The sequence below is a fragment of the Telluria sp. PB2R4 genome, from assembly GCF_059685695.1.
This window is the reverse complement of record NZ_JCASIC010000018.1, coordinates 1-25,563: the sequence shown is the minus strand read 5'-3', so window position 1 is coordinate 25,563 and position 25,563 is coordinate 1. Positions and strand designations below refer to the sequence as shown.

The 25,563-nt window shown below is 65.2% G+C and carries 23 protein-coding genes, 1 tRNA gene and 1 pseudogene; 3 read left to right on the top strand and 22 right to left on the bottom strand.

Translation table 11 applies throughout. The features are described 5' to 3' along the window. Positions 1-64: 64 nt before the first annotated feature. From AC56LU_RS22490 to AC56LU_RS22450, 9 genes are all read right to left on the bottom strand, one after another. A complete protein-coding gene (locus AC56LU_RS22490; RefSeq protein WP_497177825.1) occupies positions 65-3,052 on the bottom strand; it encodes a hypothetical protein in 2,988 nt (995 codons plus the stop codon). Next, positions 3,049-3,504, bottom strand: a complete 456-nt coding sequence (locus AC56LU_RS22485; protein WP_497177824.1) for a pilus assembly PilX family protein — start codon at positions 3,502-3,504, stop codon at positions 3,049-3,051. Before AC56LU_RS22485 ends, AC56LU_RS22490 begins: the two co-directional genes overlap by 4 nt. Continuing rightward, a complete protein-coding gene (locus tag AC56LU_RS22480; RefSeq protein WP_497177823.1) occupies positions 3,501-4,391 on the bottom strand; it encodes a prepilin-type N-terminal cleavage/methylation domain-containing protein in 891 nt (296 codons plus the stop codon). The genes AC56LU_RS22485 and AC56LU_RS22480 overlap by 4 nt, the downstream gene beginning before the upstream one ends. Next, positions 4,388-4,990, bottom strand: coding sequence for a type II secretion system protein (locus AC56LU_RS22475; protein WP_497177822.1), 603 nt, complete (start codon positions 4,988-4,990; stop codon positions 4,388-4,390). The genes AC56LU_RS22480 and AC56LU_RS22475 overlap by 4 nt, the downstream gene beginning before the upstream one ends. Further along, the gene (locus AC56LU_RS22470; protein WP_497177821.1) at positions 4,980-5,510 is read right to left on the bottom strand and encodes a prepilin-type N-terminal cleavage/methylation domain-containing protein; all 531 of its coding nucleotides are present in this window, start codon (positions 5,508-5,510) and stop codon (positions 4,980-4,982) included. Before AC56LU_RS22470 ends, AC56LU_RS22475 begins: the two co-directional genes overlap by 11 nt. A 97-nt stretch (positions 5,511-5,607) precedes the next feature. Continuing rightward, a complete protein-coding gene (locus tag AC56LU_RS22465) occupies positions 5,608-6,075 on the bottom strand; it encodes a type II secretion system protein (protein ID WP_497177820.1) in 468 nt (155 codons plus the stop codon). Next, entirely contained in the window at positions 6,072-6,575 is a 504-nt protein-coding gene (locus AC56LU_RS22460; protein WP_497177819.1) for a hypothetical protein, read from the bottom strand. The genes AC56LU_RS22465 and AC56LU_RS22460 overlap by 4 nt, the downstream gene beginning before the upstream one ends. 68 nt (positions 6,576-6,643) lie before the next feature. Continuing rightward, complete coding sequence (locus AC56LU_RS22455; RefSeq protein ID WP_497177818.1) at positions 6,644-7,885, bottom strand: type II secretion system F family protein; 1,242 nt, start codon at positions 7,883-7,885, stop codon at positions 6,644-6,646. Beyond that, positions 7,885-9,588 (bottom strand): GspE/PulE family protein, encoded by a 1,704-nt coding sequence (locus AC56LU_RS22450; protein ID WP_497177817.1) that lies wholly within the window; start codon positions 9,586-9,588, stop codon positions 7,885-7,887. The genes AC56LU_RS22455 and AC56LU_RS22450 overlap by 1 nt, the downstream gene beginning before the upstream one ends. Positions 9,589-9,748: 160 nt before the next feature. Here AC56LU_RS22450 and AC56LU_RS22445 point away from each other — a divergent pair, with 160 nt between their 5' ends. From AC56LU_RS22445 to AC56LU_RS22435, 3 genes are all read left to right on the top strand, one after another. Further along, positions 9,749-10,471 (top strand): histidine phosphatase family protein, encoded by a 723-nt coding sequence (locus AC56LU_RS22445; protein WP_497177816.1) that lies wholly within the window; start codon positions 9,749-9,751, stop codon positions 10,469-10,471. Between the two features lie 71 nt (positions 10,472-10,542). Next, positions 10,543-11,619, top strand: a complete 1,077-nt coding sequence (locus tag AC56LU_RS22440; protein WP_497177815.1) for a phosphotransferase — start codon at positions 10,543-10,545, stop codon at positions 11,617-11,619. A gap of 31 nt (positions 11,620-11,650) precedes the next feature. Continuing rightward, positions 11,651-12,874, top strand: coding sequence for an acyl-CoA dehydrogenase family protein (locus tag AC56LU_RS22435; protein WP_497177814.1), 1,224 nt, complete (start codon positions 11,651-11,653; stop codon positions 12,872-12,874). An 87-nt stretch (positions 12,875-12,961) separates the two neighbouring features. Here the strand turns inward: AC56LU_RS22435 and AC56LU_RS22430 are convergent, their stop codons facing one another. The 13 genes and pseudogenes from AC56LU_RS22430 to AC56LU_RS22370 all read right to left on the bottom strand — a co-directional run. Then, positions 12,962-13,420 (bottom strand): MaoC family dehydratase, encoded by a 459-nt coding sequence (locus AC56LU_RS22430; RefSeq protein ID WP_497177813.1) that lies wholly within the window; start codon positions 13,418-13,420, stop codon positions 12,962-12,964. Next, entirely contained in the window at positions 13,413-13,889 is a 477-nt protein-coding gene (locus AC56LU_RS22425) for a MaoC family dehydratase (protein ID WP_497177812.1), read from the bottom strand. The genes AC56LU_RS22430 and AC56LU_RS22425 overlap by 8 nt, the downstream gene beginning before the upstream one ends. Before the next feature lie 9 nt (positions 13,890-13,898). After that, on the bottom strand, positions 13,899-15,038 hold the full coding sequence (locus tag AC56LU_RS22420) for an acyl-CoA dehydrogenase family protein (protein ID WP_497177811.1): 1,140 nt from the start codon (positions 15,036-15,038) through the stop codon (positions 13,899-13,901). Positions 15,039-15,049: 11 nt separating this feature from the next. Beyond that, complete coding sequence (locus AC56LU_RS22415) at positions 15,050-16,252, bottom strand: acyl-CoA dehydrogenase family protein (RefSeq protein WP_497177810.1); 1,203 nt, start codon at positions 16,250-16,252, stop codon at positions 15,050-15,052. Between the two features lie 148 nt (positions 16,253-16,400). Continuing rightward, the gene (locus AC56LU_RS22410; RefSeq protein ID WP_497177809.1) at positions 16,401-17,189 is read right to left on the bottom strand and encodes a PEP-CTERM sorting domain-containing protein; all 789 of its coding nucleotides are present in this window, start codon (positions 17,187-17,189) and stop codon (positions 16,401-16,403) included. A 351-nt stretch (positions 17,190-17,540) separates the two neighbouring features. Further along, positions 17,541-19,853, bottom strand: coding sequence for a carboxy terminal-processing peptidase (locus tag AC56LU_RS22405; protein ID WP_497177808.1), 2,313 nt, complete (start codon positions 19,851-19,853; stop codon positions 17,541-17,543). Between the two features lie 183 nt (positions 19,854-20,036). Further along, positions 20,037-20,570 carry a hypothetical protein gene (locus tag AC56LU_RS22400; RefSeq protein WP_497177807.1) on the bottom strand — a complete coding sequence of 178 codons (534 nt, stop codon included), beginning with the start codon at positions 20,568-20,570 and terminating at the stop codon, positions 20,037-20,039. Between the two features lie 38 nt (positions 20,571-20,608). Continuing rightward, positions 20,609-21,166, bottom strand: a complete 558-nt coding sequence (locus AC56LU_RS22395) for a thymidine kinase (RefSeq protein WP_497177806.1) — start codon at positions 21,164-21,166, stop codon at positions 20,609-20,611. Positions 21,167-21,251: 85 nt separating this feature from the next. Beyond that, positions 21,252-21,794 carry a sugar O-acetyltransferase gene (locus AC56LU_RS22390; protein WP_497177805.1) on the bottom strand — a complete coding sequence of 181 codons (543 nt, stop codon included), beginning with the start codon at positions 21,792-21,794 and terminating at the stop codon, positions 21,252-21,254. 21 nt (positions 21,795-21,815) lie between these two features. Beyond that, the gene (locus tag AC56LU_RS22385; RefSeq protein ID WP_497177804.1) at positions 21,816-24,074 is read right to left on the bottom strand and encodes a penicillin acylase family protein; all 2,259 of its coding nucleotides are present in this window, start codon (positions 24,072-24,074) and stop codon (positions 21,816-21,818) included. 23 nt (positions 24,075-24,097) lie between these two features. Next, entirely contained in the window at positions 24,098-24,892 is a 795-nt protein-coding gene (locus AC56LU_RS22380; RefSeq protein WP_497177803.1) for a hypothetical protein, read from the bottom strand. A gap of 106 nt (positions 24,893-24,998) precedes the next feature. Then, positions 24,999-25,083 (bottom strand) — tRNA-Leu (locus tag AC56LU_RS22375). 266 nt (positions 25,084-25,349) lie between these two features. Then, a pseudogene (locus AC56LU_RS22370) lies at positions 25,350-25,563 on the bottom strand (IS1595 family transposase); the annotation flags it as partial.

Below are 25,563 nucleotides of genomic sequence, written 5' to 3'. Positions count from 1 at the left end.
CACAAAATGTGGGGTTGTCCCACAAAACAAAGGCGTTTTTGGGGCTCTTTGCCACGTTTCGTTGTCAATACATCTCGCGCACATAGATCACGGGGCTTTTGAAGCTCCCGAAGCTGACGCGGCCGAATGTGCTCGGCAGGTATTCCTCGCCATTGACGAACAGGTCGACGTTGCCGCTCTTGTCGCCGACAGGCGCCAGAATGAGGTTGGCCTTGCCGTTTTTGAGCATCGGCAGCGCCACTTCCTTGACGCCGGCCTCCACGCCGACCAGCTTGACGATGCCGAGGTCGCAGGCATCGCCGGTGACCCCTGACGGACGCAGGCTGCGCCGGCATTTCAAGAAATCCACCGAGCCCATCACCGCCTGCTCCTGCTCGACGGCGCTGTTCTGCTCCCACCCCATGCCGCTCCAGTACTGGGCCCGCAGTGGCACGGCGGTCTTCGCCAGCGGGGTGCCGATCGTATTCGCCACAAACAGCCTTCCGTTGACAACCATGAGCCCGCCTTCCACGCTGTCTTTTTCGCGCAGCGAGCTGATCTGTACCGTGACGGCGCCGCCGCCGGGCGCGCTGCGCTGTTCCTGCGCCACGGCCCGCGCGTACACGGCGCTCGGCGGGGTCCAGTCGCGCGATGCCTTGTCGTCGGCCTTTGCGTCGTAGGCAGTGGCAAGACGGTAGCTCAGCTTGCGCGCCATGTTCGCTGCGGGGTCGCCGTCGACGAACTTGTCGAGCGCCTTGCCATTCTTGTCCGGCGCGCTTACCGCCACCAAGGAAATCCGGGGGATCAGGTCCTGCTTGTTCTCGTAGCTCAGCAGCAGGCCGTTGCGGCCGTAGGCGCGGACCGTGGCATCGAACTTCTGCTTCGAGAAAACCGCCTGCGTGATCAGGCCCGGCGCCGCGGCCGGGCAAGCCATGCGCTTGAGGCATGGGAAGCCGCCGGTGAGCTCGGTCTCGAAATACTGTGGGTAGAAACGGCCCACAGGGACAGCCGTGATATCCAGCTCCTTTCCAGCGCCCAGATAGGCGCCGAAGGCGATGCCCAGGCTCGCCGTACCGACGTCGTTCCACACGAAAGTCCGGGCCACCGAGCCCGCACCATCCCATTCATCCTGTGCCTCGAGCAGATTCGGCTGTTCGGCCTGCACGGCGAGCCTGTTGGTGAGGGCGTATTCCCCCGACTCCCTGCCAAAATTCTTCAGGATTGTTTTTCCGTCCATCGCATAGGCGGACACGATCGCCTGGAAGGGCTCGCCCGCCTCGGCAAAGCCGAACCCGTCAAGCGCCGGCGGATTGGGAGCGCCGTCAACCACGCGCCGGTAGACCACGCTCAGGTTCTTCGGCATCGATATAAAGGTGGTCTTGGCGACATTGCCGGCGCTGTCGCGCATCTGCAGCGTCACGCGCCCCGCGTCCGCGTACGAGAATGTGGCCTTTTTCGACGCCTTTCCAGCTTCCAGCTCCAGCTTCGCCGCTTCACCGTCGGTGTCACTCACGACTGCGCCATTGTCGATGCAGGCAGGCAGCGACTTGCCCGCGTAGACGGCGATGGTGCCTGCCCCCTTTTCCGGATTATTGCACTGCAGGCTGTAGCGCACATCGAGACTGATTGCGCCGCTGACCGCCTTCGCAGTGCCATTGAGCGCATGGGTCAGATAAATCTCTGGCGTGCTGCCGGCGACGACCGGGCCGGTAAACAAAGTGCAAGCCCCATCGCCGGAGGTCTTGATCGGCTCGCCGTCCTTGCATTCGCCCACCGTGAACACGAAGGGATTGGTCCCGACCTGCGGGCCTCCGGCGTTGCCCTCGGCCGTCGAACTATTGTTACCCGAGACGGAGTCGGCCGTTCCCGTCACCGTGGCGGTATTCGTGATCTTGCCGTTGCCCGTGATCTTCGCCTTGAGCTGGATGCTGGCGGTGGCGCCGGCCGCGAGTGGCTTGCCGTATTTGCATGCGACGGTCTTGCCAAGCACGGAACAGGTCCAGTCGGTACCGCTGGCCGACACGAAGGCGACTGCATCGGGCAGCGTATCCTTGACTTCCACATTGCTGTCGGCACGGCCGCCCTCGTTGGTGACGCTGAGGGTATAGATGATCTCGTTGCCGGTCTTGAATTCGCCCGAGGCCGTCTTCTTGATACTCAGGTCCGAAGGTTTGGCAGGCAGGACGGCGATGGCAGTGCCGAGCAACACGCGGTCGTCCTGGGTAGTGAACACCGCCTTGGCATTGGCGGGGGACGCCGGCAGGCTGGGCAGGTTGACGATATCGAAGTCGATGCCGTTGCTGGTCTCGTCACCATTGGCGCCGCTCTTCGAATTGAAGGCGTCGTCCTTGTGCACGTAGGGCGCGGCCTCCAGGACCTCGCCGGCGAAGCTGACCGAATCGCCCTTTTGCTGGCCGGTCTTGTCGCCTTCCCAGACGATGTAGGCGAGGCGACCCAGGCCCGTGTTGACGGCGGGCGGCACGTAGTCGCCCATCTGCACCGTGACGCTGCTGTTCTTGATGGCGTGCAGGCCTTCGTAGACATTGACCGCGCGGTAAGGCTCGCCCTCGCGCGCATAGACCACCGCAAGCGAGAAGCCGGCCACCATCGCGTTTTCCTTCTGCTGCTTGGCGCAGTAGATGTCGGCCTTCGACACGTCCAGGCCGCTGAACGTAAAGGCGGTCCTGCCCTTGACCAGGGTGGTGACGTCGGCCGCCGCGGCGAAGTAGCTCAGGCCATCGATGGTCGAACTGTAGCGCCGGTCGCTCGGGGCCGTCACCTTGCTGCCGTTGAGCAGCACCTCGGTATCGACCGGCCCGGTGCCGACCCAGTACAGGATGGCCGCGATGACGTTCGACCCGGGCGGCAGTGTCAGGCTCGCCCCAGCGCTGGCAAGCAGTTCGCAGGCCTTGGCGCCGTTGTTCTTGCTTTGCACGCTCGCCTGCGTGCCAGAGATGTTGATGTTGCCCTCGAAGCTCTTGGTCAGGGCCAGCGGCGTCGCCGCGGCTGGAAGGGCAAGGACCGCCAGGCCGGCACACAGTCCCGCACGGGTGACATTGAATAGCGTTTTCATATCTCTACCTCGAGCCGGCGTTGGACGTAATCGGGATTGTTGGGGGCTTGCTGGCCGCAGGCGCCGTCGACCGGCTGGTTGCAGGCCACCGCGCCGATGCGCCAGCGCATGACGGGATTGCCTTCGGCATTCTTGAGCTCGTCGATCGCGGTGCAGCTCACCGTCACCCGGAAGCTGCCCAGCACGCTCGCCACCGGGAAGCCGAAGGAGTTGCCGGCAGTACATCGCCCCTGGCGCAGCCGTTCGTACAGGCCCCACTCGATGCCGGCGCGCGCCGCCTGGTAGGCCTTGGCGCCCTCGAGGTCGAGGTTGGCGCTGGCCTGCTGCGAGGTGAACAGGGTGACCGAGGCAACGCCCAGGCCGGCCAGCACCACCAGCAGGAAGATGCCGGTGACCAGGCCGACGCCGGCCTGGCGCCGCAGGGTGCGGGCAAGTTGATTGAGATGCTTCATGGCGTGTTGTCGACGTGGACCTGGCTGGCCAACCGCACCAGGGAATCGTCGTCGTTGCCGGCGCGTAGCGCCAGGTTCAGGATCACCAGCGCACTGCGCCGGGTCGCGTCGCTGCCATAGCGGAACACCTGGGCACAGTCGGCCACGCGCGCGGCGATCACGGCGCGTTGCGCATCGCCCGCAGGCGGGGTCTGCTGTGTGCCTGCGATCGGGTAGCCCCAGTAGCGCACCAGCTCATTGCCTCCATCCCGGCGCGGCTCGCAGGCATAGGTGACCGGGCCGGTCACGACCTGGAAACGGTCGCTGGGCGAACGCATCGGCGTGGACTGGGTGGCGAAAGGGTTGTTCACCAGGGTAATCACGGGATTGCTGGACGCGGGGCCATCAACGGCCTCGACCTGCGCAATATTGAGGGCCTTGCCGTTCGGGACATAGCGGTAGGCGTCCGACTCGCCGTCTTCGGCATCGCCGACGTTGTAGACGACGATGAAGTCGCCCGGCTCGATGCGGCGCATGGTGCCGCCCACGGCGGTGAAACTGCGCTGGTCGGCGTTGTCGAAGTCGAGGACAGGAAAATTGTCGACGTCATCGTCCAGCGTCAGGTAGCGCCCACCGGTTTTGGTGAGCAGGAATTCGACCGCGCTGCCGTCGTCGCTCACGCGCACGCTGTTGGGCAGCGCCAGGCGCAGGTCGCGCGCGATGCGGCGCAGCGCCAGGTCGGCTTCGTCGCTGGCGGCGGCGCGTGCGGCCGTATCGACATAGCCCTGCACCGGCGCGCGGATGAACACGGCGACAATGGCCCCGACGATGCCGATGATGACGATCACGAGCACTGCCTCGATCAGCGTGAAGCCGCCGGCGCGGTGCATTGGCTGGGGCAGTTTCATAGGAAATTCGGCGCGTAGCGGGTGCGATAGCCGTCGAGAACCAGCGTCTCGCCGTCGTAGCGCACCTCGACCCGGACGCGCAGCACGTCGGCGTCGGCCGACGCCGCGCCGGCCACGCCGATACCGCCGATCGATTCCGGGGTCACTGTCACCGTAGCGCTGTAGCCGTCCACGTTCATCGGGTCGCCGTTGGCATCGGCCAGCTTGCCATCGGCGTTGTCGAAGGGGCTGGCGGCGAGGTTTGCCGCGCCTGCATAGTCGTTGATATTGTCGAAGGGGCGCTTGCCGTCCGGCTCCGGGCCCCAGTTCTCGGGCACAGTGCAGTCGGCGCTGCCCTTGACGGTCTCGTCGCCCGCCCTGTCGTCGGTCGGGTCGCAAAAAGTGAAGCGCGCCAGTTGCACTTCTTCGAGCAGGCCTTCGGCGATCATCAAGGCCTGCTTGCGCCGCAGCGGGTCGGCGCTGCCCTTGGTGGTGATGCTCAGCACGCCGATGATGGCGGACAAGGCGACACCGATGATCACGATGAACATGATCAGCTCGATCAGGGTCAGGCCGGCCTGGGCCCGCTTTCCCATCGGCTTGCCGGGCTTACTGGACATACCCGGTTTCCTGGTTGACAGAAATGCTGCTTGATTCGCCGGGGCTGGCGATCGTCACGGTGAGACCGTCGAAGCTGCCATTCGGGTTGATTGGGCGACCCAGGGCGTCAAAGCCGAATTCGGTCATGGCGGCAGACAGCTGCACGTCTTGCGGCAGGCCGATGCAGTACCAGCGCTCATCCTGGCAATGGGTCTCGGAAGGGGGCCCGCCCAGGCCGCTGCCGGGAGCGGCGACGCGGTCGGCCGGCGCGCAGTTGCCCTGCGGCGCCGCGTAGCAAAGGGCGATACGCTTGTCGTCGAGCTGGACGTACACGGGGGTATTGCGGGCGATGGCTGCCTTCTGCGCGTAGCGCAGCAAGGCGCGCGCCTGGTCGGCAAAGGCTGCGGAATCGTAGCCGCTGCGATCGAAGAACCGACCGGCGGCAATGGCCGATAGTATGCCGATGAGCACCATCACGATGATCAGTTCGACCATCGTAAAACCACGCGCGACACACGGACGCGGATGAGTGCTTTGCATGACGTTCACGAGATCGGGTTTGTTCAGCGTGAAACCTGGCTTCAGAATGCACAAGCCCGCTACAGAAGCAGCGGGCCAGCCAGGTTCACCTTCTACCTTATTCGCACTTGCTCAAGGCTTCCGTGTAAGTTGGAGCAGCGTTCGCCGCAGCACTCGTGTAGCGGACGAAACAGGTGGCTTCGAGCGCCGTATTGCCTGCAACGCTCTGCGGAATAACCGTCAGCGCAGTGCCAGCGACGACGAGTTTGTAGTCCGAAGCGCTCAGGCCCGCAGCGGCGGCGAAATTGAGATCCGCAGTCGGGTAACCGTTGGTGAGCGAAACCGCCGTACCTTCGATGGTGATCGGACCGGTGGCGGGCTTGAGCAGGTACTTGGCATGCACCATCGATGCGCTTGCGCTCATTGCACCCTTGGCGGCGCGCAGGCTGGCCACGCGGGCATCGCCGCCCAGGCTGGCGAACTTCGGCAGCGCGGTCGCAGCCAGGATGCCCAGGATCACGATCACGACGATCAGTTCGATCAGGGTGAAACCACCTTGCGAGCTCTTGCTGGAATACTTGTTCATTCTGTTTCTCTCCGTGGAAGTGATGCGGATCTGAGCCCGCGGTCTTGAGGTTGGTGGAACCCGGCCCCGACTTCGTCGATGACCAGTGTGCCTTGGGTCCCGCCCTGCCCCATGTTGCCGGCCGGAAGAGACGATGTGAACAATTCTACCTTGAATTTGAGCAATTTAGATGTCTCAAAAGAAAAAGTGTCGCTACTTAGCAAATAATTGACGGTTCGGTCGGTGCGGTCAAAAAACCAGGCGCCTTTGCGCAGCGTTGCCAGGTCGGGCGAATAGTATTCTCCGAGGTAATTTGCGGGATGGCGCTGGAGCCAGCTCATCGGATTTTCTTGCATTAATGCCAATGCGACCTCCTCGCCGCCGGCCACCCCAAGCTGCGCCGTGCGCGCCGCCAGCGCAGTGCGCATGGCCGCGACGACATGGTAGGCGGCGGTCCGTTCCGACTGCACCCGCCATTCGAGCAGGCGGCCCAGCAGGAAGCCGGCCAGCAATCCAATCAAGATGACGCAGACCGCGAACTCGAAGCGGGTCGCTCCCCGGGGGTGCCTGGGCACTGCCCGCGGCTTTATCATTTGCCTCCATGCAGGGCAGCCTTGCCCAGGTCCCAGATCGGCAAGAAGATGCCCAGGGCCAGCACCAGCACCATCACACCCAGGAAGGTGATCAGGATCGGCTCGATCTGGCTCGACAGGGTCTTGAGCTCGTAGTCGACCTCGCGCTCGTACATCTGCGCGATCTCGTCCATCAGTTCGTCCAGCGAGCCGGACTCCTCGCCCACGGCGATCATCTGCAGCACGATCGGCGTGAAGACATTGGCGGCAGTGGACGTGCGCAGGATGCTCTCGCCGCGCTCGACGCCGTCGCGCATGCCCTCGATACGCGCGCTGAGCCAGGCATTGTCGGCGGTCTGCGACACCACCGTCAGGGCCTGCACGATCGGCACCCCGCTGCGGGTCGACAGCGCGAAACTGCGCGCGAAGCGCGCCATCGTCGCCTTGTGAATGATCTTGCCCGCGATCGGGATGCGCAGCTTGTGCCGGTCCCAGGCCAGCCGCCCCTTGGCGGTGGCGACCCAGGAACGGAAGCCGAACACGGCGCCGCCCGCCAGGGCCAGCATGGCGGGCCAGTAGGCGACCGTGAACTGCGAGGTCGCCAGGAGGATCCGCGTCATCAGCGGCAGCTCGGCATTGAAGGACTTGAACACCGCCGCGAACTGCGGAATCACGAACACGTTCACGATCACCATCGCGATCGCCATCGCCGCCACGACGAAGGTCGGGTAGCGCATCGCGGTCTTGACCCGCTCGCGCATGTCGCGGTCGAATTCCAGGTGGTCGAACAGGCGCAGGAACACTTCTTCCAGGCGGCCGGTCATCTCGCCCACCCGCACCATCGACAGGTAGAAGGTATCGAAGATCCTGGGATGGCGCGCCATCGCGGTGGACAGCTCGCGGCCCGCGTCGAGCGACTCGCGCAAATCCTTGATGACCTTGGCGAATGACTTGTTAATGGCCGATTCCTGCAGCCCCGCCAGGCCGCGCATGATCGGCACGCCGGACTTGAGCAGCGTGTAGATCTGGCGGCTGAACAGCTGCACGTCCATCGACGTGACCTTTTTCTCCGTCAGGCGCGCGAGAAGGCCTCCGCCGCCCTCTTTCGCGCCCGGCCCCTTGCGGCTGGGGCTGATCTCGATCGGCGTGGCGCCGCTGCCGAACAACTGGTCGGCGATGGCGCCGCTGTCGGCGCCCTCGAGGATGCCCTGCATCAGTTCGCCGGCGCCGTTGCGCGCCTTGTAGGAAAAATACGGCATCAGTCGTCGTACTGGTTACTGATGCGCATGGCTTCGGCGATGGTGGTCCTGCCCTGCACCGCCAGGCTCACGCCGTGGCGGCGCAGCGTCTCGCCCTCCATCTCGGCCTGGGCCACTTTCAGGAAGTGTCCCGGATCCGGATGGTTGGCGGCCTCGGTGACGGCGCGCGTCATCTCGAGCAGTTCATAGACACCGGTACGGCCGCGGAAACCGGTGCCGTTGCAGTGCGAGCAGCCCTTCCCGTGGAAGAAGGCGGTGGTGGCCGCGCGCTCGCCCAGCTCCGCGCGCAGCCAGGTCACTTCGCCGGGAGTCGGCTGGTATTGGGTGCTGCAGCTTTCACAGATCACGCGCACCAGGCGCTGGGCCAGCACCGCCTGCAGCGAGCCGCCCACCATGTAGCGCGGCACGCCCATGTCCATCAGGCGCAGCGGGGTCGAGGCGGCATCGTTGGTGTGCAGGGTCGAGAGCACCAGGTGGCCGGTCATGGCGGCGCGCAGGCCGATCTGGGCAGTTTCCTGGTCGCGCATCTCGCCGACCAGCACGATGTCCGGATCCTGGCGCAGCGCCGAGCGCAGCACGCGGGCGAACGACAGCTCGATCTTGTCGTTCACCTGCACCTGGTTGACGCCCTTCAGGCGGTATTCGACCGGGTCCTCGACCGTGATCAGCTTCTTCTCGACCGAGTTCAGCTCGGACAGCGCGCTGTACAAGGTGGTGGTCTTGCCGCTGCCGGTGGGGCCTGTGACCAGCACCAGGCCGTTCGGACGCTGGACCAGCGCGCGGAAGCGTTCCACGATCCGCGGCGGCATGCCGATCGCATCCAGGCGCAGCGTCGTACCGCCCTGGTTCAGCAGACGCATGACGACCGACTCGCCGTACTGGGTCGGCATGGTCGAGATACGCACGTCGATGCGCTGGTTGCGCACCTTGACCGCGAAGCGGCCGTCCTGCGGCAGGCGCTTTTCCGAGATGTCGAGGTCGGCCATCAGCTTGAGGCGCAGGGCAAGGGGCGTCGCGACCTTCAGGTCGGCCTCGGTCTGCAGGTGCAGCACGCCGTCGATGCGGAAGCGGATCTGCAGGCGGCCGTCCTGCGGCTCGATGTGGATGTCGGAGGCGCGCACCTGGGCGGCATCGTCGAACACCGACTGCAGCAGCTTGACGATGGGCGCCTCTTCCAGGCCCGGGTTGGCGGCCAGCGCGCCGAAGTCGATCGAGGTGTCGCCCAGGTCCTGCTCGACCTCGCGTGCGAGGCCGGTGATCTCGCCGGTGCGGCGGTAGATGCGGTCGATCGCGCCCAGCACCTCGGTCTCGTTGACCACCGCCAGCTCGACGGTCTTGCGCAGCAGGCGCGCGATCTCGTCGTAGGCGAACAGGTCGGTCGGGTCGGACACGCCCACCAGCAGGGTTTCGCGGCGGTCTTCCAGCACCAGGGCGCGGAAGCGGCGCGCGGCCGTTTCCGGCAGCAGGCGCACCAGCTCGGCGTTGATGTTATAGAACTTGAGGTTGATGTAAGGGATGTTCAGCTGGCGCGCCAGCGCGCCCGAGATCTGCTCTTCGGTAACAAAGCCGCTTTCGACGAACACGCGGCCGAGCTTGCGCCCGGTGCGCTTCTGGTCCGCCAGCGCCTGGTTGAGCTGCTCTTCCGACAGCAGCTTCTGCTGGATCAGCACCTCGCCGAGGCGAATTTTTTCCGGCCTTGCCATGGAACATCCCTTTTAGTTATATCTTGCAGCAAACATTTTATGCCAGAACCATCAAAAATTGACTGATGGAATTAACGCATGGCGATGAAGTGTCGTTGTTTCGCCTCGACGAAATGGCATCGCGTGTAAGATGGCCTCGAAAAAACCACAAGGATGTTCGATGGACGAGACTCTTACGCCGGCCCAGCGACGTCGCATCTACCTGATGCGCCATGGCAGCGTTACCTACTTCGACGAGACCGGCAAACCTTTTCTCCCGGAGAGCGTGCCGCTGAACGAGGCGGGCCGGGCCCAGGCCGATTGCGCCGGCCATGCGTTCCGCGCAGCCGGCGTGCGCTTCGACCGCGTGATCACCTCGGACCTGCCGCGCACCATCGAAACCGCACGCCGGGTGCTCGCCGCCAGCGGCCAGGAGCTCGCGCCTGCGCGGTCTCCCGAGATTTGGCCCGAGCTGCACGAGATCCGCGGCGGGCGCCTCTCGAGCATTCCTGACGCCGAGCTGCGGCGTGCCTTTACCGGCGCTTTCGAGGGGCTGGTGGACGAAAACCAGCGCTTCCTCGGCGGTGAATCGGTCGGCGCGATGATGGACCGGGTCCATCCCGCCATTGCGCGCCTGCGCGCGCAGCCCGACTGGGACACGGTGCTGCTGGTGTTGCATGGCGGCGTGAACTGCGCGATCCTGTCCTTGGCCCTGACCGGACAGCGCCTGTTCCTCGGCGCGCTGGCCCAGGCGGCAGGCTGCATCAACGCGCTCGACGTCGGCGACGACCCGCTCGACTGGGTGATCCGCTTCGTCAACTACGTGCCGCCCGGGCCCTTGCAGCCTGAGGCGCGCGTCACCACGATGGAACAGCTGTTCCAGCAATACAAGCGCGGCCGCTAGCCACACAAAGAAATAGCACGCCCGTACGCTTCCACGCTAGAATAAAGAACAATGATCGGAATGGAGACGCGATGTACGAGGAAATGATGGGCACCAAGCCCGTGTCCGAACGCCAGCGCTTCGACGTCGCCGCCCTCGGCGCCTGGCTCGCCGCGCATGTCGACGGCTATCCCGGCGGCCCGCTCGAGGTCGAGCAATTCAAGGGCGGCCAATCGAACCCCACCTTCAGGCTGAGTACCGGCCGCGGTGACCACGGCGCCCGCTACGTCCTGCGCACCAAGCCCGGGCCGGCCGCGAAGCTGCTGCCTTCGGCCCACGCGATCGACCGCGAATTCCGCGTCATGCAGGCCTTGCACGGCGCCGGCTTCCCTGTGCCGCGCCAGGTCGCGCTGTGCCTGGACGAAGCCATCATCGGGCGCGCCTTCTACGTGATGGAGTGCGTCGAGGGCCGGGTGCTGTGGGACCAGTCGCTGCCGGGCATGACGCGCGAGGAACGGGCCGCCATCTACGACGAGCAGAACCGGGTGATCAGCCAACTGCATACCGTGGATTACACGGCGCTTGGCCTGGGTGACTACGGCAAGCCGGGCAACTACTTCGCGCGCCAGATCGAGCGCTGGACCAGACAGTACCAGGCGTCCGTCACGGAACCGATCGAGGAGATGGAGCGCCTGATCGACTGGCTGCCGCGGCACATCCCGCCGGGCGAGGACACCAGCATCGTGCATGGCGACTACCGGCTGGACAACATGATCTTCCACCCGACCGAACCGCGCATCCTGGCGGTGCTGGACTGGGAACTTTCCACCCTGGGGCACCCGCTGGCCGATTTTTCCTACCACTGCATGAGCTGGCACATCCCGCCCGGGCGCTTCCGCGGTATCGCGGGCCTCGACCTGGCGGCGCTCGGCATCCCGTCAATGGAAGACTATGTGGCGCGCTACTGCGATCGTACCGGCAAGATTATCCGGGAGGAAGACTTCGCCTTCTATCTGGCCTACAACATGTTCCGGCTCGCCGGCATCATGCAAGGGATCATGAAGCGCTACGTCGACGGCACCGCCGCGAGCGCGCAAGCGCTGGAAAACGGCAAGGCGGCGCGGCCGATGGCCGAGATGGCGTGGCAGTTCGCCTCGCGCAGCCGCTGAACGCAAACAAGGACAAGGACAAGGACAGGACATGGATTTCGCTTATTCGGAGCGCTGCCAGGAGTTGCAGGCACGCCTGCTCGCCTTCATGGACGCGCACATCTACCCCAACGAACGCGCCTTCGCCGAGGAAATCGCCGCCAACGCGCGCGACCGGGGCACGCGCTGGCTGCCGCTCGAGCTCATCGAGCGCCTCAAGCCGCTGGCGCGCGAGGCCGGGTTGTGGAATCTGTTCCTGCCGCGGTCGACCCGCGCCTTGGCGGGCCTATCGAACCTCGACTACGCGCCGCTGTGCGAGATCATGGGCCGGGTGCCCTGGGCGCCCGAAGTCTTCAACTGCGCGGCGCCCGATACCGGCAACATGGAGACGCTGGAACGCTACGCCTCCGAGGACATCAAGCGCACCTGGCTCGAACCGCTGCTGCGCGGCGAGATCCGCTCGGCCTTCGCCATGACCGAACCCGACGTCGCCTCGTCGGACGCCACCAACATCGCCACCCGCATCGAACGAGACGGTGAGGATTACGTCATCAACGGCCACAAATGGTGGATTTCCGGCGCCGGCGACCCGCGCTGCAAGGTGTTCATCGTGATGGGCAAGACCGATCCGGCTGCCCCGCGCCACCGCCAGCAGTCGATGATCGTGGTGCCGGCCGATACCCCCGGCATCACGATCGTGCGCCCGCTGCCGGTGTTCGGCTATGACGATGCGCCGCACGGCCACTGCGAGATGCTGTTCGAGAACGTGCGGGTACCGGCGGCCAACATGCTGCTGGGTGAAGGCCGCGGCTTCGAAATCGCCCAGGGCCGCCTGGGGCCGGGCCGTATCCACCACTGCATGCGCGCCATCGGCGTGGCCGAGCGCGCGCTCGAGCTGATGTGCCGGCGCCTGGACAGCCGCGTGGCCTTCGGACGCAAGCTCTCGGAACAGGGCGTGTGGCGCGAGCGCATCGCCGAAGCCCGCATCCGCATCGACACTGCGCGCCTGCTGACGCTGAAGGCGGCCTACATGATGGACACGGTCGGCAACAAGCTGGCGCAGGCGGAGATCGCGATGATCAAGGTGCTGGCGCCGAACGTGGCGCAGGACGTGCTGGACTGGGCGATCCAGGCGCACGGCGCGGCGGGCGTGTCGGAAGAATTCCCGCTGGCTTACCAGTGGGCGGCCAATCGCACGCTGCGCCTGGCCGACGGGCCGGACGAGGTGCACCGGAATGCGGTGGCCAAGCTGGAGCTGGCGAAGTATGCGTCGTAGGGTGGGCGCGGGAAAACAGTGCGAGCGTCCTGGCAAATCATCCGTGAGCTGAACGCGCGGTCGGCGAAGCCGACCACCCTACGAAAATCAGGTGTAAGCACGCACCAGGAATTCCGCCGCACACACCGGCTTCCCGCCCTGCCCTTCCGATTCGACGGTGACGCTCCACGTCAGTTGCACCCCACCCGCGACCGGCTCGAGCGCCGCGAGCACCCAGCGCCCGCGCACCCGGCTCCCGCTTGGCAGCGGCGCCGGAAACCGCACCCGGTTCAGTCCATAGTTCACGCCCATCCGCATGCCCTCGATGCGCAGCGCGCTCTCCAGCATGGCCGGCAGCAGCGACAGCGTCAGGAAGCCATGCGCCACCGGCGCGCCGAAGGGCGACTCGCGCGCGCAGCGCTCCGGGTCGACGTGAATCCACTGCCGGTCTTCGGTCGCCTCGGCAAAGGCGTCGATGCGCTCCTGCTTGATGTCGAACCAGTCGGACAGCGCAAGCTCGCGCCCGACCAGCTCCGGCAACCCGGCAAAATCGATCGTCCTAGTCATCGGCTGCTCCCGCGCCATCGGGTGGCCTGCGCCCGAACATGCCCATCCCCTCGATGGTGCAGATGTCCTCGGCATGCTGGTTGGTCGCGGTCCACGTCGACCACACCACGCCGCGGTCCGGTTTCGAGTTCGAGGCCTTGACGCGCGTGGTCAGGTAGCGCAGCTTGAGCGTGTCGCCGCCGTGCACGGGACGCAGCCAGCGCACCCCGTCGAGGCCGGGGGAACCCATGCTCGAGGCCGAACACATCAGGCCATCGACCACCATCCGCATCATCATGCTGCAGGTATGCCAGCCGCTGGCGATCACGCCGCCGTAGATCGACGCGGCGCCCGCCTCGCGGTCGACGTGAAAGGGCTGCGGGTCGAACTGGCGGGCAAAGTCGATGATCTCTTCTTCGCTGACCACGCGCTCACCCAGGTCGATCTCCTGGCCCGGATAAAAATCTTCGAAATACCATGGACGCTTCATGTGCCCTCCTCACGCGGCCTGCTGGAAGCCAGGCTGGGCCATGAAGCGCGCCAGGTGGTGGTCGCAGTCGCCCAGGGTCAGCTCGATCATCGACAGGCGCTTGAAGTAGTGCGCGGCCGCCAGCTCGTCGGTCACGCCCATGCCGCCATGCAGCTGCACCGCCTGCTGGCCGATGAAACGCGCCGCCTGGCCGACACGGTACTTGGCCGCGGACACCACGCGGCGGCGCTCGGCGGCATCGGTGCCATCGAGCTTCATGGCGGCCAGCAGCGCCATCGAGCGCGCCTGCTCCAGGTGGATGAACATATCGGCCATGCGGTGCTGCAGCGCCTGGAACTTGCCGATCGGAACACCGAATTGCTGGCGTGTCTTGAGGTAGTCGAGCGTGCTGTCGAACAGCGCTTCCATCACGCCCAGCGCTTCGGCGCACAGCAGGCCGGCGCCGTAGTCGGCCGCCTCTTCCAGGATGTCCCAGCCGGCGCCGGGCGCGCCGATCAGCGCCTCGATGCCCAACTGCACGCCCTCCAGGCGAATCTCGGCGGCCCGCTGGCCGTCGAGCGTGCGGTAGCCGGTCACGTGTACGCCGGGCGCGTCGGCCGGCACCGCGAACAGGGTGATGCCCGCTTCGTCGCGCTGGCCGCCGGCGCTGCGCGCCGCAACGATCAGCAGGCCCGCCTCGGCGCCATGCACGACGGCGCTCTTTGCGCCGCTCAGGCGCCAGCCCTCGCCCGCCGGTTCGGCACGCGTGACGATGTCGCGCAGCTCGTGGCGCGACTGGCGTTCCCCCAGCGCACAGGCTAGTTTCAGCTCGCCCGTGGCGACACCTTCGAGGGCGTCGCCATGGCCGCCTCCCAGTGCGAGGAAACGGGCGCCGAGCACGGTCGCGAAATAGGGTTCCACCACCAGGCCGCGGCCCAGTTCGCGCATGACGACGTACAGGTCCACCGCCGTGCCGTCGAAGCCGCCCTGCGCCTCCGGCACCGGCAGCGCAGTCATGCCCAGCTCGGCCAGCGTGGCCCAGGCGCGGCTGGACGTGCCCGCGTCCGAGCGGACGATGGCGCGGCGCTGCTCGAAGCTGTAGTCGCGGCCGATCCAGCGTTTGAGCGCGTCGGCGAACTGGAGCTGGTCCGGGTTGACATCGAAATTCATCGGGATTCTCCTTACAGCCCCAGGATCATCTGGGAGATGATGTTACGCTGGATCTCGTTCGAGCCCCCGTAGATGGAGGTCTTGCGGTAGTTGAAGTAGTAGGACGCAAGCGGCGCGGCATCGTCGTCGCCGGCAATGCTGTGTTCAGTCTCGCCGGCCAGGTAATCCGCATCGAAAGGCAAGGCCATTGGACCGGCGGCCTCCAGCATCAGTTCCGTCAGCGTCTGCTGGATGTCGGTGCCGCGCACCTTCAGTACCGAAGCTTCCGGACCGGGGGCCTTGTTTTCTTGGGCGAGAACGCGCAGCACCGTCATCTCGAGCGCCATCAGCTCGATTTCCAGCGCCGCGACCTTGGCGCCGAAAAGCGGATCCTCGAGCAGCGGCCGGCCGCTCTTCTGTTCGCGCCGCGCCAGGCGCTTCAGGAATGCCAGCTCGCGCTTGCTGCGGCCGACCGCAGCGATGCCGGTGCGCTCGTGGCCCAGCAGGTACTTGGCGTAGGTCCAGCCGCGGTTTTCCTGGCCCACCAGGTTCGCCGCCGGCACCCGGACATTGTCGAAGAAGACTTCGTTCACCTCGTGGTCTTCGTCGAGCATGACGATCGGGCGCACGGTGATGCCCGGCGCATGCATGTCGATCAGCAGGAAGGAGATGCCCTCCTGCTTGCGCACCGAGGTGTCGGTGCGGACCAGGCAAAAGATCATGTCTGCGTGCTGGGCCAGCGTGGTCCAGGTTTTCTGGCCGTTGACGATGTAGTGCTCGCCCTCGTCGTCCACGCCGCGCACGGCCAGGGTCTTGAGCGAGGCCAGGTCGGAGCCCGAACCCGGTTCGGAATAGCCCTGGCACCACCAGTCTTCACAAGAGAGGATACGCGGGAGGAAGTAATCCTTCTGCTGCTGGGAGCCGAAGGCCATGATGACGGGCGCGACCATGTCGATACCGAAGGGCATCACGCGCGGCGTGCCCGCGCGGGCACATTCCTCTTCGAAGATATGGCGCTGGATCGGGGTCCAGCCAGGCCCGCCGAACTCGACGGGCCAGCCCGGCGCCACCCAGCCTTGCTCCGCAAGAATCTTGTGCCAGCGGACGAAGTCATCCTTGTCCAGCCGCAGGTGTTTCAGCACCTTGGCTTGCAAGTCTTTCGGCAGGTGGGAATCGAGGAAGGCGCGGACCTGGTCGCGAAAGGCCAGGTCCTCGTCCGTGTAGTGCGGGTCCATGTCGTCTCCTTATTGGCGTCGCCCGGAAAAGCACGACCGTTCACAAGGATTGTACCCGACAGTGTTGGCGCCTAGTCAGAATTTTGCATCGATGCAGGGCGGGCGGCCACACCCTGCACAGGGCGCGTAACGCGGAATCAGCGGGGATTCAGCGGCTGCGGCGACGGGTGACCGCGCCGGCGCCGATCATGCCCAGCAACATCAGGGCGATGCTGGATGGTTCCGGTACTTCCGCGACCAGGTCTGCTGCTGGAATCGCCATGCCGTTATCGTTCGGATTGCTGGCCTGTGGCGGGAGGATGATGCTGTCCTGTTGGCCATTGCCTGGATTCAAACCGGCCTGGCCGTTATTGCCACTATTGCTCGAACCGCTGTTGTTCGAGCCGCTGTTGCTCGAGCCGCTGTTGTTCGAGCCGCTGTTGTTCGAGCCGCCGTTGCTCGAGCCGCCGTTGCTCGAGCCGCTGTTGCTCGAGCCGCTGTTGCCCGAGCCAGCGCCCGGAATGCTGTTATTGCCGCCGCCCGTCATGCCCGGCGCCTTGCTGACGCCGTCCGAAATGATGGCGCCATCGGCGTCGGCGACAACCGACTTGCCCAGACCCTGGGTCGCTGCCAGGATGCCATGGCCGGAAGCCAGCAGGTAATTCGCTTCGATGCCGCGCTGGAAGAACAGTTTGGTCTGGCCATCGACGTTGGCGACGGTGCCCGCCACTTTACCCATCAGCAGGTCAGACAAGCTGGCGTCTGCGCTGTGGGCGATGCCGGCAACCAGGTTCATGTTACCTTGCAGAACGCCCGATCCCAGCACGTCGGTACCGTTGCCGGTGGTCCAACCGCTGACGACATTCGACGGCGACGCCGCTGGGGTGGTGATGGTTCCGGCCTGGGCAGTGGCGGCACCAGCAATCAGGCTTGCAATCACGAGACGGCGAATTAGCATGGCAATAACTCCTTAATCGATGTTTAATTGTTGTTTTTACAACCGTAGAGACATGCTAACACAGCCGTAAAAAAAGCTCCTTTTGGCGCAACTCAACAGTGCGCGGGGTATGAATTTCAGATAATCACCCGAAAATAAGTAGGATTGATCCTACCGCAAGTATCCGGCGGTGAAAGACAGCGGTAACCGCTTGTCTCATTTAATTTCTTCACAGACAACACAGTGCTACCACGAAGTTACCTACGGAATAACTGTGCGGCAGTCGGATGCGGAAAGAAAATGGCCGGACCTTGCAGTGCAAGGCCCGGCCATCGTGCCGGTCGGCAGGCGGCGCGTTACGCGCCAGGATCCTCAGTTTCCGCTGCGCGGGGTCGCCATATAGGGCATCGCGCGAGACGCCATCCGGGTATCGGTACGCAGCATGCCTACTTCGTCGGCCAGGATATTGGCGGCTTCCTGCAGCAGGATGTCCTTGGCGTCCTTGGCCGCTTTTTCGGCCGCCAGTTCCGCCGCCAGGTCACGCTCGTCGTATTGCAGGCCGTCATCCTGGCGTGGCGCGCCGCGCACGGCGGTCACGGCCTTGGCAGGCTTGGTCGGCGCCGGCACCTTGCCGCGCGCTTCCTTGCCCGCCGGGCCGGCTGCCGGCTCGTCGGTATTGATGCCGCTGGCGCCGGCCAGGCGTGCTTCACGCAACTTGGCGCGGGCATCCTGGGAATCGCGTTCCTTGCGGCGTACGGTCTCGTTCAGCGAGATCGAATTCTCCTTGCGGATTTTCAGCACCTCGGCGATGTCCTCCTGCAGGAACTGGAACTCCTTGTCCTTCGCGATGCGGGCTTCATGGCGCTTCTGCAGCGGGCCGATCAGCTCCTTGAGATCGCCGGCTGCCTGGTAGCTGGCCGGCTTGATCGCCACCCATGGCAGCGCATTGTCGTAGGACGATTCGCCAAAGCTTTCCATGTCGGCCAGTACCGGCAGCTTGATGTCCGGCACCACGCCGCGCAGCTGGGTCGTGCCGCCATTGATGCGGAAGAACTGGGCGATGGTCATCTTGAGTTCGCCGTAGCGCACTTTCTCGGCCGGCGAGAAGCGGTCCAGGTCGATCAGGGTCTGCACAGTACCTTTGCCGAAGCTCGGCTCGCCGATGACCAGGCCGCGGCCGTAGTCCTGGACGGCGGCGGCGAAGATTTCCGACGCCGAGGCCGAACCGCGGTTGATCAGCACGCCGATCGGGCCGTCCCAGGCCAGGCCGGGCTGCAGGTCGGACTCGACCTCGATGCGGCCCTGCGCGTCGCGCTGCTGCACCACCGGGCCCTTGTCGATGAACAGGCCGGTCAGTTCGATCGCCTCGGTCAGCGAACCGCCGCCGTTGTTGCGCAGGTCGATCAGGACGTTGTCCACCTTGTCTTTCTTGAGTTCGCCGAGGATACGGGCCACGTCGCGGGTGGCGCTGCGGTAATCCTTGTCGCCGCGGCGGCGCGCCTCGAAATCGAGGTAGAAGGTCGGCAGCGAGATCACACCCACGCGACGCTTGAAGGCGCCATCCTTGACTTCGATGATCGATTTCTTGGCGGCCTGCTCTTCCATGCTGATCTTCTTGCGCACCATGGTCACGGTGACATGCTTGGCGTCCGGACCGGCATCGCCAGGCAGCACGTCGAGGCGCACGGTGGTGTTCTTCTCGCCACGCACCAGCTGCACGACGTCGTCGATGCGCCAGCCCAGCACGTCCGTGAACGGCTTGTCGCCCTGGGCCACGCCGACGATGCGGTCGCCCACCTTCAGCTTGCCCGACAGCGCGGCCGGGCTGCCCGGCACGATTTCGCGGATGACCGTGTATTCGTCGCGCGACTGCAGCACGGCGCCGATGCCTTCCAGCGACAGGCGCATGGCGATGTCGAAGTTGTCGGCCGAGCGCGGGCCCAGGTAATTGGTGTGCGGCTCGATTGCGGTGGCGTAGGCGTTCATGAACATCTGGAACACGTCTTCGTTGTTCAGCTTGCGCAGCCGGTTGACGTAGTTCTCGTAGCGCTTGTCGAGCGTCTCACGGATGGCTTTGTCTTCCTTGCCGGCGAGCTTCAGGCGCAGCCAGTCATTCTTGACGCGCTTGCGCCAGAGTTCGCGGACCTCGTCTTCGCTCTTGGCCCACGGCGACTTCTCGCGGTCGAGCTCGATCGCTTCGTCCAGGCTGAAGTCGGGCCGGGTCTTGAGCAGCTGGCGCGCGTAGTTCATGCGCTCGGTGAAGCGCTGCTGGTAGAGATTGTAGATGGCGAACGGAACGGTGAGGTTCTCGTTGTTGATCGCGTCGTCCATCTTGGTGCGCATCGCGGCGAACCCGTCGACGTCGGCCTGGATGAAATACAGCTTCTCGCTGTCGAGCCCCTCGAAGAACTTGTCGAAGATCTTCACCGACATCGCATCGTCGAGCGGCACCGCCTTGTAGTGGTAGCGGCCGAGCACGCGCGATGCCCACAACGCCGCCTGGGTCTGCTCGGCGAGCGGCTTGAGCTGCAGCGTGGCGGCGGCCGAACCGGCGCCGCCCCCTGCGCCGGCAGCCTTGGCAGGCACGGCGGCAGCAAGCGTCGCTGCTTTCTCGGGCTGGGCAGTCACCACGTGGGCGGACATCGCAAAGGCCATTGCGGCCATGACAAGGTGGTGCTTCTTCATTGGTCGTCTCTCCGAAACGGAATCACTGTGCCTCGGCGCGACCGGCGATCGCTGTAGATAAGCAGGCCGGTCAATACGCCCTTTGAAGGCCATTCTACAGGAAGCCAGCGGGTGGCAGAGCCGCCATCTGCGCATTTACGCCCGCCAATTAAGGCTGGCATAAGCCAGGCATTGCGCTTTTGCTCACCCTTTTACAAGCCGGAGTAGCTCGGCGCCGTAAACCGTGGCAAGACCGGCAAGCAGCAGCACCGGAATCCAGGGCCAGGAGCGCGCCGCCAGCCGCCAGTCGACCGGGGATGGCCAGAACGACAGGAACTGCGGCGCCAGCAACAAGGCCAAGGCCAGGTCGAGCGGCTCGAACAGCAGGCCGTGGCGGGTGCGCCACCAGCCCACCGCGAACGGCAGGCCCAGCACCAGTAGCGGCGCCAGCGCGCTCGGCGCCGCGTTGTACCAGCGCAGGTTGGCGAAAGTGACCGAGCCGAGCTCCCAGTTGTGACCCGAACTTCCCCCGCCGCGCGGTGTCTTGATGCGCTTCGGGATGACGCTCAGGCCGACCGGCTCGGCATTGGTGAGCAGGCCGACCGAGAAATGCGCGAGCTCGTGGCACAGCGTGCCGGCGACCGTGAACACGAAGAAGAAGGGATGCGCGCCCGAGCCGATCCAGAGCAGCAGCGCCAGCGCGGCCGAAGGAAGCAGGTACAGCAGGATGTCGCTCATCTGCGGCGATCAATGGTCCGGCAGATCTGCCGCGCGATTCAATGCGCGCCGGAGTAGAAGCAGCGGCCGCAGGCCTGGCGGTAGCTTTCGTTGCCGCCGATACTGACCTGCTCGCCCTCGCGGATGCGGCGCCCTTCGGCATCGACGCGAATGTTCATGGTCGCCTTCTTGCCGCAGCTGCAGATGTTCTTGATTTCCTCGATGTCGTCGGCAAGCGCCAGCAGATAGGCCGAACCGGGAAATGGCTCGCCGCGGAAGTCGCTGCGCAGGCCATAACAGATTACCGGGATGCCGCGCACCTGCGCCACCTGGTGCAGCTGCTGCACCTGCAGCGTGCTGAGGAACTGGGCTTCGTCGACCAGGATGCAGGCCACCGGCGGCGCACTGGCCAGGAAATCGGTGTCGCTGTCGAACAGGTCGACCTGGCGCTGCGGCCCGAGGCGCGAGGTGATCAGGCCGACGCCGTAACGATTGTCGATCGCCGCCGTATAGAGCTTGACCCCCTGGCCCTGCTCTTCGTAGTTGTGCGCCACCTGCAACAGGGCAGTGGATTTGCCGGCGTTCATCGCCGAATACCTGAAATAGAGTTTAGCCACGGCGCTGCCCTGAAACTGCGATTAGACGTTGAAGAATTGCCGGATTATAACAAGCGGTGCTGCCCCGGCACCAGCGGCTTTGCCTTCAATGGGCCGGATTGCCGGCCACCCGGGCGCCGGCCGGGACATCGTGCGTCACCACGCTGCCGGCGCCGACCACCGCATCGTCGCCGATGCTCACACCGGGCAGGATGATCGCGCCACCGCCGATCCAGACATTGCGGCCGATCGTCACGGGCCGCCCGGATTCCAGCCCGCTGCGGCGCACTGCCGCGTCGAGGGGATGCTCGGCGGTATAGATCTGGACCGCCGGGCCGATGCGGGTGTCGTCGCCGATCGTGACCGCGGCAACGTCGAGGATCACGCAATTGAAGTTGATGAAAACCCGGCTGCCGAGGCGGATGTTCCAGCCGTAATCGCAGTGGAAGGGAGGTCGCACGATGCTGCCCTCGCCCAATGCCGCCAGGCGCTCTGCCAGCAGCGTGCGCCAGACCACGGCGCCCTGGCCAAGCGCGGCGTTGTAGCGCGCCAGCCAGGCGGCCGTGACGGCCTGTTCGGCCACCAGTTCCGGATCACTGGCGTGGTAGCGCTGCCCGTCCAGCATCTTGTGCCGCTCGCTCATCCGCATCTGCGCTGCTCCTGTTGATCCCTACATGCCCGGGTGGTACTTGCGCTCCAGGTGCTTCTCGATGTCTTCCTTGTAGAACAGCACGTCCTTGAACTCGCCGCGGCTGTACATCCCGGCCTGGTCGGCGAAGTGTTTCGAGGCCGGGTTATTGCTGTTGCCACCAGCAAGGATACTCTTGGCGCGCACGCGCGGGCCGAATTCCACCACCGCGACGAAGCTGTTGCCGCGGTCGCCGTAGATGCGCTTGGTCTTTTGCTTGGCCACCATGCCGAACGAGGCCAGCGAGCCCCAATTGGCCGAGGCGAAGCCCACCGGCCAGCTCGGCTTGCTGTCGTCGTACTGCTGGTCGATGTCGCCGCTGATGCGCTGGAAGCGGTTGATCTCGCCCCAGGGCGTTTGCCAGGTGCCGAAGTCGGCCGCCAGCTTGTCGCTGGCGCGCTGCAGCGAGGCCAGGCGCTCTTCCGCATTGAGGCTGGCGCTGATGAAGTCGATGGTCGGCACACCGGCGGCGCGGGCGCGCGGGGCATGCTGGGCCACCATGTCCTGGCCCCAGTAGATCGCCAGCGAGGTCGGTACCGAGGCTACCCCGAAGCGCAGGTCCCAGCCGCGCAGCGCCGCCACCTGGGCTGCCAGCGCCGCCTTGCGCGGGTCGTTCGCCGGCAAGGCATCGTAGTCCTTCAGCAGCTGCGGCACCAGGGGCTCGAAGGCCGTCAGGTGGCTGTCGTAGGCGGCGGCGATCAGGCTGTCGAGGGTGAAGCCCTTGGCGTCCTTGAGCACGCGCTCGGCGTGGCGGCCGCGCGCGTTTTCCGGCAGCGACCACATGTAGGCGGGCCAGTCCTGGCGCTTCGGGCTGCTTGCGCCCGAGGAACTGAAGGGCCAGTTGTTCGTGTTCGAGATGTAGCCGCTGGCCGGGTTGAACAGGGTGATGGTTTCCTGGATGGCGTGCAGGCCCTGCCATTCGGTGGCGGGGGTGCTGCCGTCGACCGGCTTGCTCCAGTCGAAGCGCGGGTCGCGTTTCGGGACGAAGTTGCCGTGGAAGTAGGCGATATTGCCCTTCGCGTCGGCGTACACCGTGTTGTTCGAGGAATTGGTGCGCAACTCCATCGCCTTGTAGAAGGCGTCGTAGTCGCGCGCCTTGGTGCGGCTGTACGACTGGGTGAGCGCCTTGAGCGGCTCGTCCATCATCTTGACGGACACCCACTTGCCACCCTCCTCGCGCACGATCGGGCCGTGGTGGGTGAAGTAGGCCGTAATGGTCTTGCTCGCCATGGCGCCCGAGGCGGTCCGGTACGGCAGCGTGATCGCGCGCGCCTGGACCGGGCGCTCTTCCTTGCCGTACTTGTAGAAGAATTTGCCGTCCTTCTCGACCACGGTTTCGAGGTACTCGTCGATGACGTCGCCGCCGCCCGAGGTGTGCATCCAGCCGGCCTTGTCGTTGAAGCCCTGGTAGATAAAGAACTGGCCCCAGGTCACGGCGCCGTAGGCATTCAGGCCCTGTTCGCTGACCATATGCACCTCGGGACGGAAGTAGAACGAGGTGTGCGGGTTGATCAGCAGCAGCGCATTGCCCGAAGCGGACAGCTTGGGCGCGATGGCGAAGCCGTTGGAGCCGCGCGGCTCGGCGTCGAGGCTGTTGTCCAGCGAGGCCACCTTGACGCCCATCGTGGCCTGCGGGCGCTTGCCGTAGAAGCGCTCCAGGTCCTTCAGGTCGATCGACTCGATGTCACCGCCGATGCTGCCTTCGCTGAAGCTCAGCGCCATCCAGGGCTCGAAGCGGGTGATCAGCTTCGGCTTCACTTCCGGGTGGGTGTGCAGGTAGTAGTTCAGGCCGTCGGCGAAGGCGTTCATGAGCTCCTTCAGCCAGGCCGGGCTGGCGGCGTACTTGGCCTGCATGTCGGCAGGCGAAATGTACATTTTCATGCGCAGGTCGCGCATGAGCTGCTTTTCGCCCTCGACCTCGGCCAGGCGGCCCATCGCATTGATGTAGTTGAGCTCGACGCGGTTGAAGTCGTCCTCGGCCTGCGCGTACAGCAGGCCGAACACGGCGTCGGCGTCGGTCTTGCCGAACACGTGGGGAATGCCCCACTTGTCGCGCATGATGGTCACCCGCCCTGCCGTCTGTTTCCAGCGCGCCAGCTCAAGCGCGCCGGCTGCCTGCTGAGTGGCTTGACCTTCAGCGGGCGCCGTGGCCGGCGCGGCCGGCGCAGCCAGCGCAGTAGAAGCGGCAGCGCCGAGGGCGCAGGCCAGAATGCTTGGCAGGATGATGCGGGTGGTCGTCATGCAAGGTCTCCTTCTTATTGTGCTTATTGTGTTACGCCGGCGTGCACCAGGCGCTGCTTGAGCACTTCGTTTTCGGTCAGCAGGGTTGCGACGCGGTCCTTCAGCGAGGCGATCTCGGCGCGCGCGGCGGCCAGCTCGTCGGCCGGGTCGCCGGAGGCGGTCTCCTTCTTCGGCCGGGTCGCCATCTTCTGCTCGCGCACCTGGCGCGCGGCCTGCTGCAGCTCCTTGCGTCCACCGGCGACAGCGGCCTTCTGCTCTTGCTCCGAGAGCTGGGCCACGTTGGCGGCGGCGTTGATCGAGATGGTGCCGGTGCGCACCGCCTCGCGCAATTCAGGCGTCGCGGCCTTCTGGATGCGTTCGATCTGGCTGATGGTATTGGCCGACACGCGCGCGGCCTTGGCCACTTCCTCGCGGGTATTCCACGGCGGCGGCGGGCGCGCGTCCATGTCGTCGGCTTCCGGCTGCGGCGGCTCCTGGGCCAGCTGCTCGGCCATGCGCGCGGTGACGATTTCCTTTTTCTTGAGGGCAAGGACGCCGCGCTGGAAATCGGACACGCTGCGGCGCGCCAGGTGGTTGTCGATCATCCACAGCATCACGTCGTCGATCGAGGCGAAGTTGTTGTTGTGGACGGTGCGGAAGGGAATGCCGTGCTTCTGGCAGATTTCGTAGCGGTTGTGCCCGTCGATCAGGGTGTCGCGCCACAGTACCAGCGCGTCGCGGCAGCCCTCGGCCTGGAGGCTGCGCTCGAGCGCGGCGTATTCGATATCGGTCAGTGGATCGACGAAGGCACGGAGTTCGTCGTTGATGGTGATGTTCAATTGGTGTCCTCATGCTGCGGCGGCAACGGATAAACCGCCGTCCGGCATGCTACACCATCCACGCGCCGAGACCAATGGATGGGCCAGCGTAGAGGTCTTGAAATCGTGGTGCGGGCAGCCGGAATCGAACCGGCAAGACTTGCGTCGGCAGATTTTAAGTCTGCTGCGGCTACCAATTTCGCCATGCCCGCGCCGGCGGGGATTGTACACCGTGCCGCGAGCACAGTGTTAGTGCTCGAGCATCGGCGGCGGAAGCAAGCACGCAAAAAAATGCCGCTGCCTGGTTGGGGCAGCGGCCAATAACTCAGTCGATACTGAGCTGGAGACACACGGAGAAAGGTGGAACGAAGCACCCGAGACCATAACGAAGATAAGTCCGGATGCCGGACTTACAAGCACTGTTTTTCCCCGCGCGTTTGTCAGCGTGATCGGACAAACATCAAAATATTTGGCGCTGTCACCGTTTCGTATTGATGACTCCAACTGCGATGCGCAGCAATTGCTCAGCAGTAGTAACTCGTTCGCAATCAAGTGCCCGATGCCAGCCCAGGTAGTTCGGCAAGTAGCGCGAGGCCACGCCATGAAACCGGGCCAGCCATTGGCGCAATCGTTGGTGGTAGGCATTGACGTTCTGGACATGAATGGCTCCGGCTGCGTGATGGCGGACCCGT

Coding starts and splice junctions, on each gene's coding strand:
- AC56LU_RS22470 (WP_497177821.1), bottom strand. CDS start 5,510: ATGCAAAGCACTCATCCGCGTCCGTGTGTCGCGCGTGGTTTTACGATG.
- AC56LU_RS22420 (WP_497177811.1), bottom strand. CDS start 15,038: ATGAATTTCGATGTCAACCCGGACCAGCTCCAGTTCGCCGACGCGCTC.
- AC56LU_RS22480 (WP_497177823.1), bottom strand. CDS start 4,391: ATGAAACTGCCCCAGCCAATGCACCGCGCCGGCGGCTTCACGCTGATC.
- AC56LU_RS22390 (WP_497177805.1), bottom strand. CDS start 21,794: ATGCGGATGAGCGAGCGGCACAAGATGCTGGACGGGCAGCGCTACCAC.
- AC56LU_RS22425 (WP_497177812.1), bottom strand. CDS start 13,889: ATGAAGCGTCCATGGTATTTCGAAGATTTTTATCCGGGCCAGGAGATC.
- AC56LU_RS22430 (WP_497177813.1), bottom strand. CDS start 13,420: ATGACTAGGACGATCGATTTTGCCGGGTTGCCGGAGCTGGTCGGGCGC.
- AC56LU_RS22475 (WP_497177822.1), bottom strand. CDS start 4,990: ATGTCCAGTAAGCCCGGCAAGCCGATGGGAAAGCGGGCCCAGGCCGGC.
- AC56LU_RS22445 (WP_497177816.1), top strand. CDS start 9,749: ATGGACGAGACTCTTACGCCGGCCCAGCGACGTCGCATCTACCTGATG.
- AC56LU_RS22405 (WP_497177808.1), bottom strand. CDS start 19,853: ATGAAGAAGCACCACCTTGTCATGGCCGCAATGGCCTTTGCGATGTCC.
- AC56LU_RS22385 (WP_497177804.1), bottom strand. CDS start 24,074: ATGACGACCACCCGCATCATCCTGCCAAGCATTCTGGCCTGCGCCCTC.
- AC56LU_RS22440 (WP_497177815.1), top strand. CDS start 10,543: ATGTACGAGGAAATGATGGGCACCAAGCCCGTGTCCGAACGCCAGCGC.
- AC56LU_RS22415 (WP_497177810.1), bottom strand. CDS start 16,252: ATGGACCCGCACTACACGGACGAGGACCTGGCCTTTCGCGACCAGGTC.
- AC56LU_RS22455 (WP_497177818.1), bottom strand. CDS start 7,885: ATGCCGTATTTTTCCTACAAGGCGCGCAACGGCGCCGGCGAACTGATG.
- AC56LU_RS22435 (WP_497177814.1), top strand. CDS start 11,651: ATGGATTTCGCTTATTCGGAGCGCTGCCAGGAGTTGCAGGCACGCCTG.
- AC56LU_RS22450 (WP_497177817.1), bottom strand. CDS start 9,588: ATGGCAAGGCCGGAAAAAATTCGCCTCGGCGAGGTGCTGATCCAGCAG.
- AC56LU_RS22490 (WP_497177825.1), bottom strand. CDS start 3,052: ATGAAAACGCTATTCAATGTCACCCGTGCGGGACTGTGTGCCGGCCTG.
- AC56LU_RS22465 (WP_497177820.1), bottom strand. CDS start 6,075: ATGAACAAGTATTCCAGCAAGAGCTCGCAAGGTGGTTTCACCCTGATC.
- AC56LU_RS22485 (WP_497177824.1), bottom strand. CDS start 3,504: ATGAAGCATCTCAATCAACTTGCCCGCACCCTGCGGCGCCAGGCCGGC.
- AC56LU_RS22410 (WP_497177809.1), bottom strand. CDS start 17,189: ATGCTAATTCGCCGTCTCGTGATTGCAAGCCTGATTGCTGGTGCCGCC.
- AC56LU_RS22400 (WP_497177807.1), bottom strand. CDS start 20,570: ATGAGCGACATCCTGCTGTACCTGCTTCCTTCGGCCGCGCTGGCGCTG.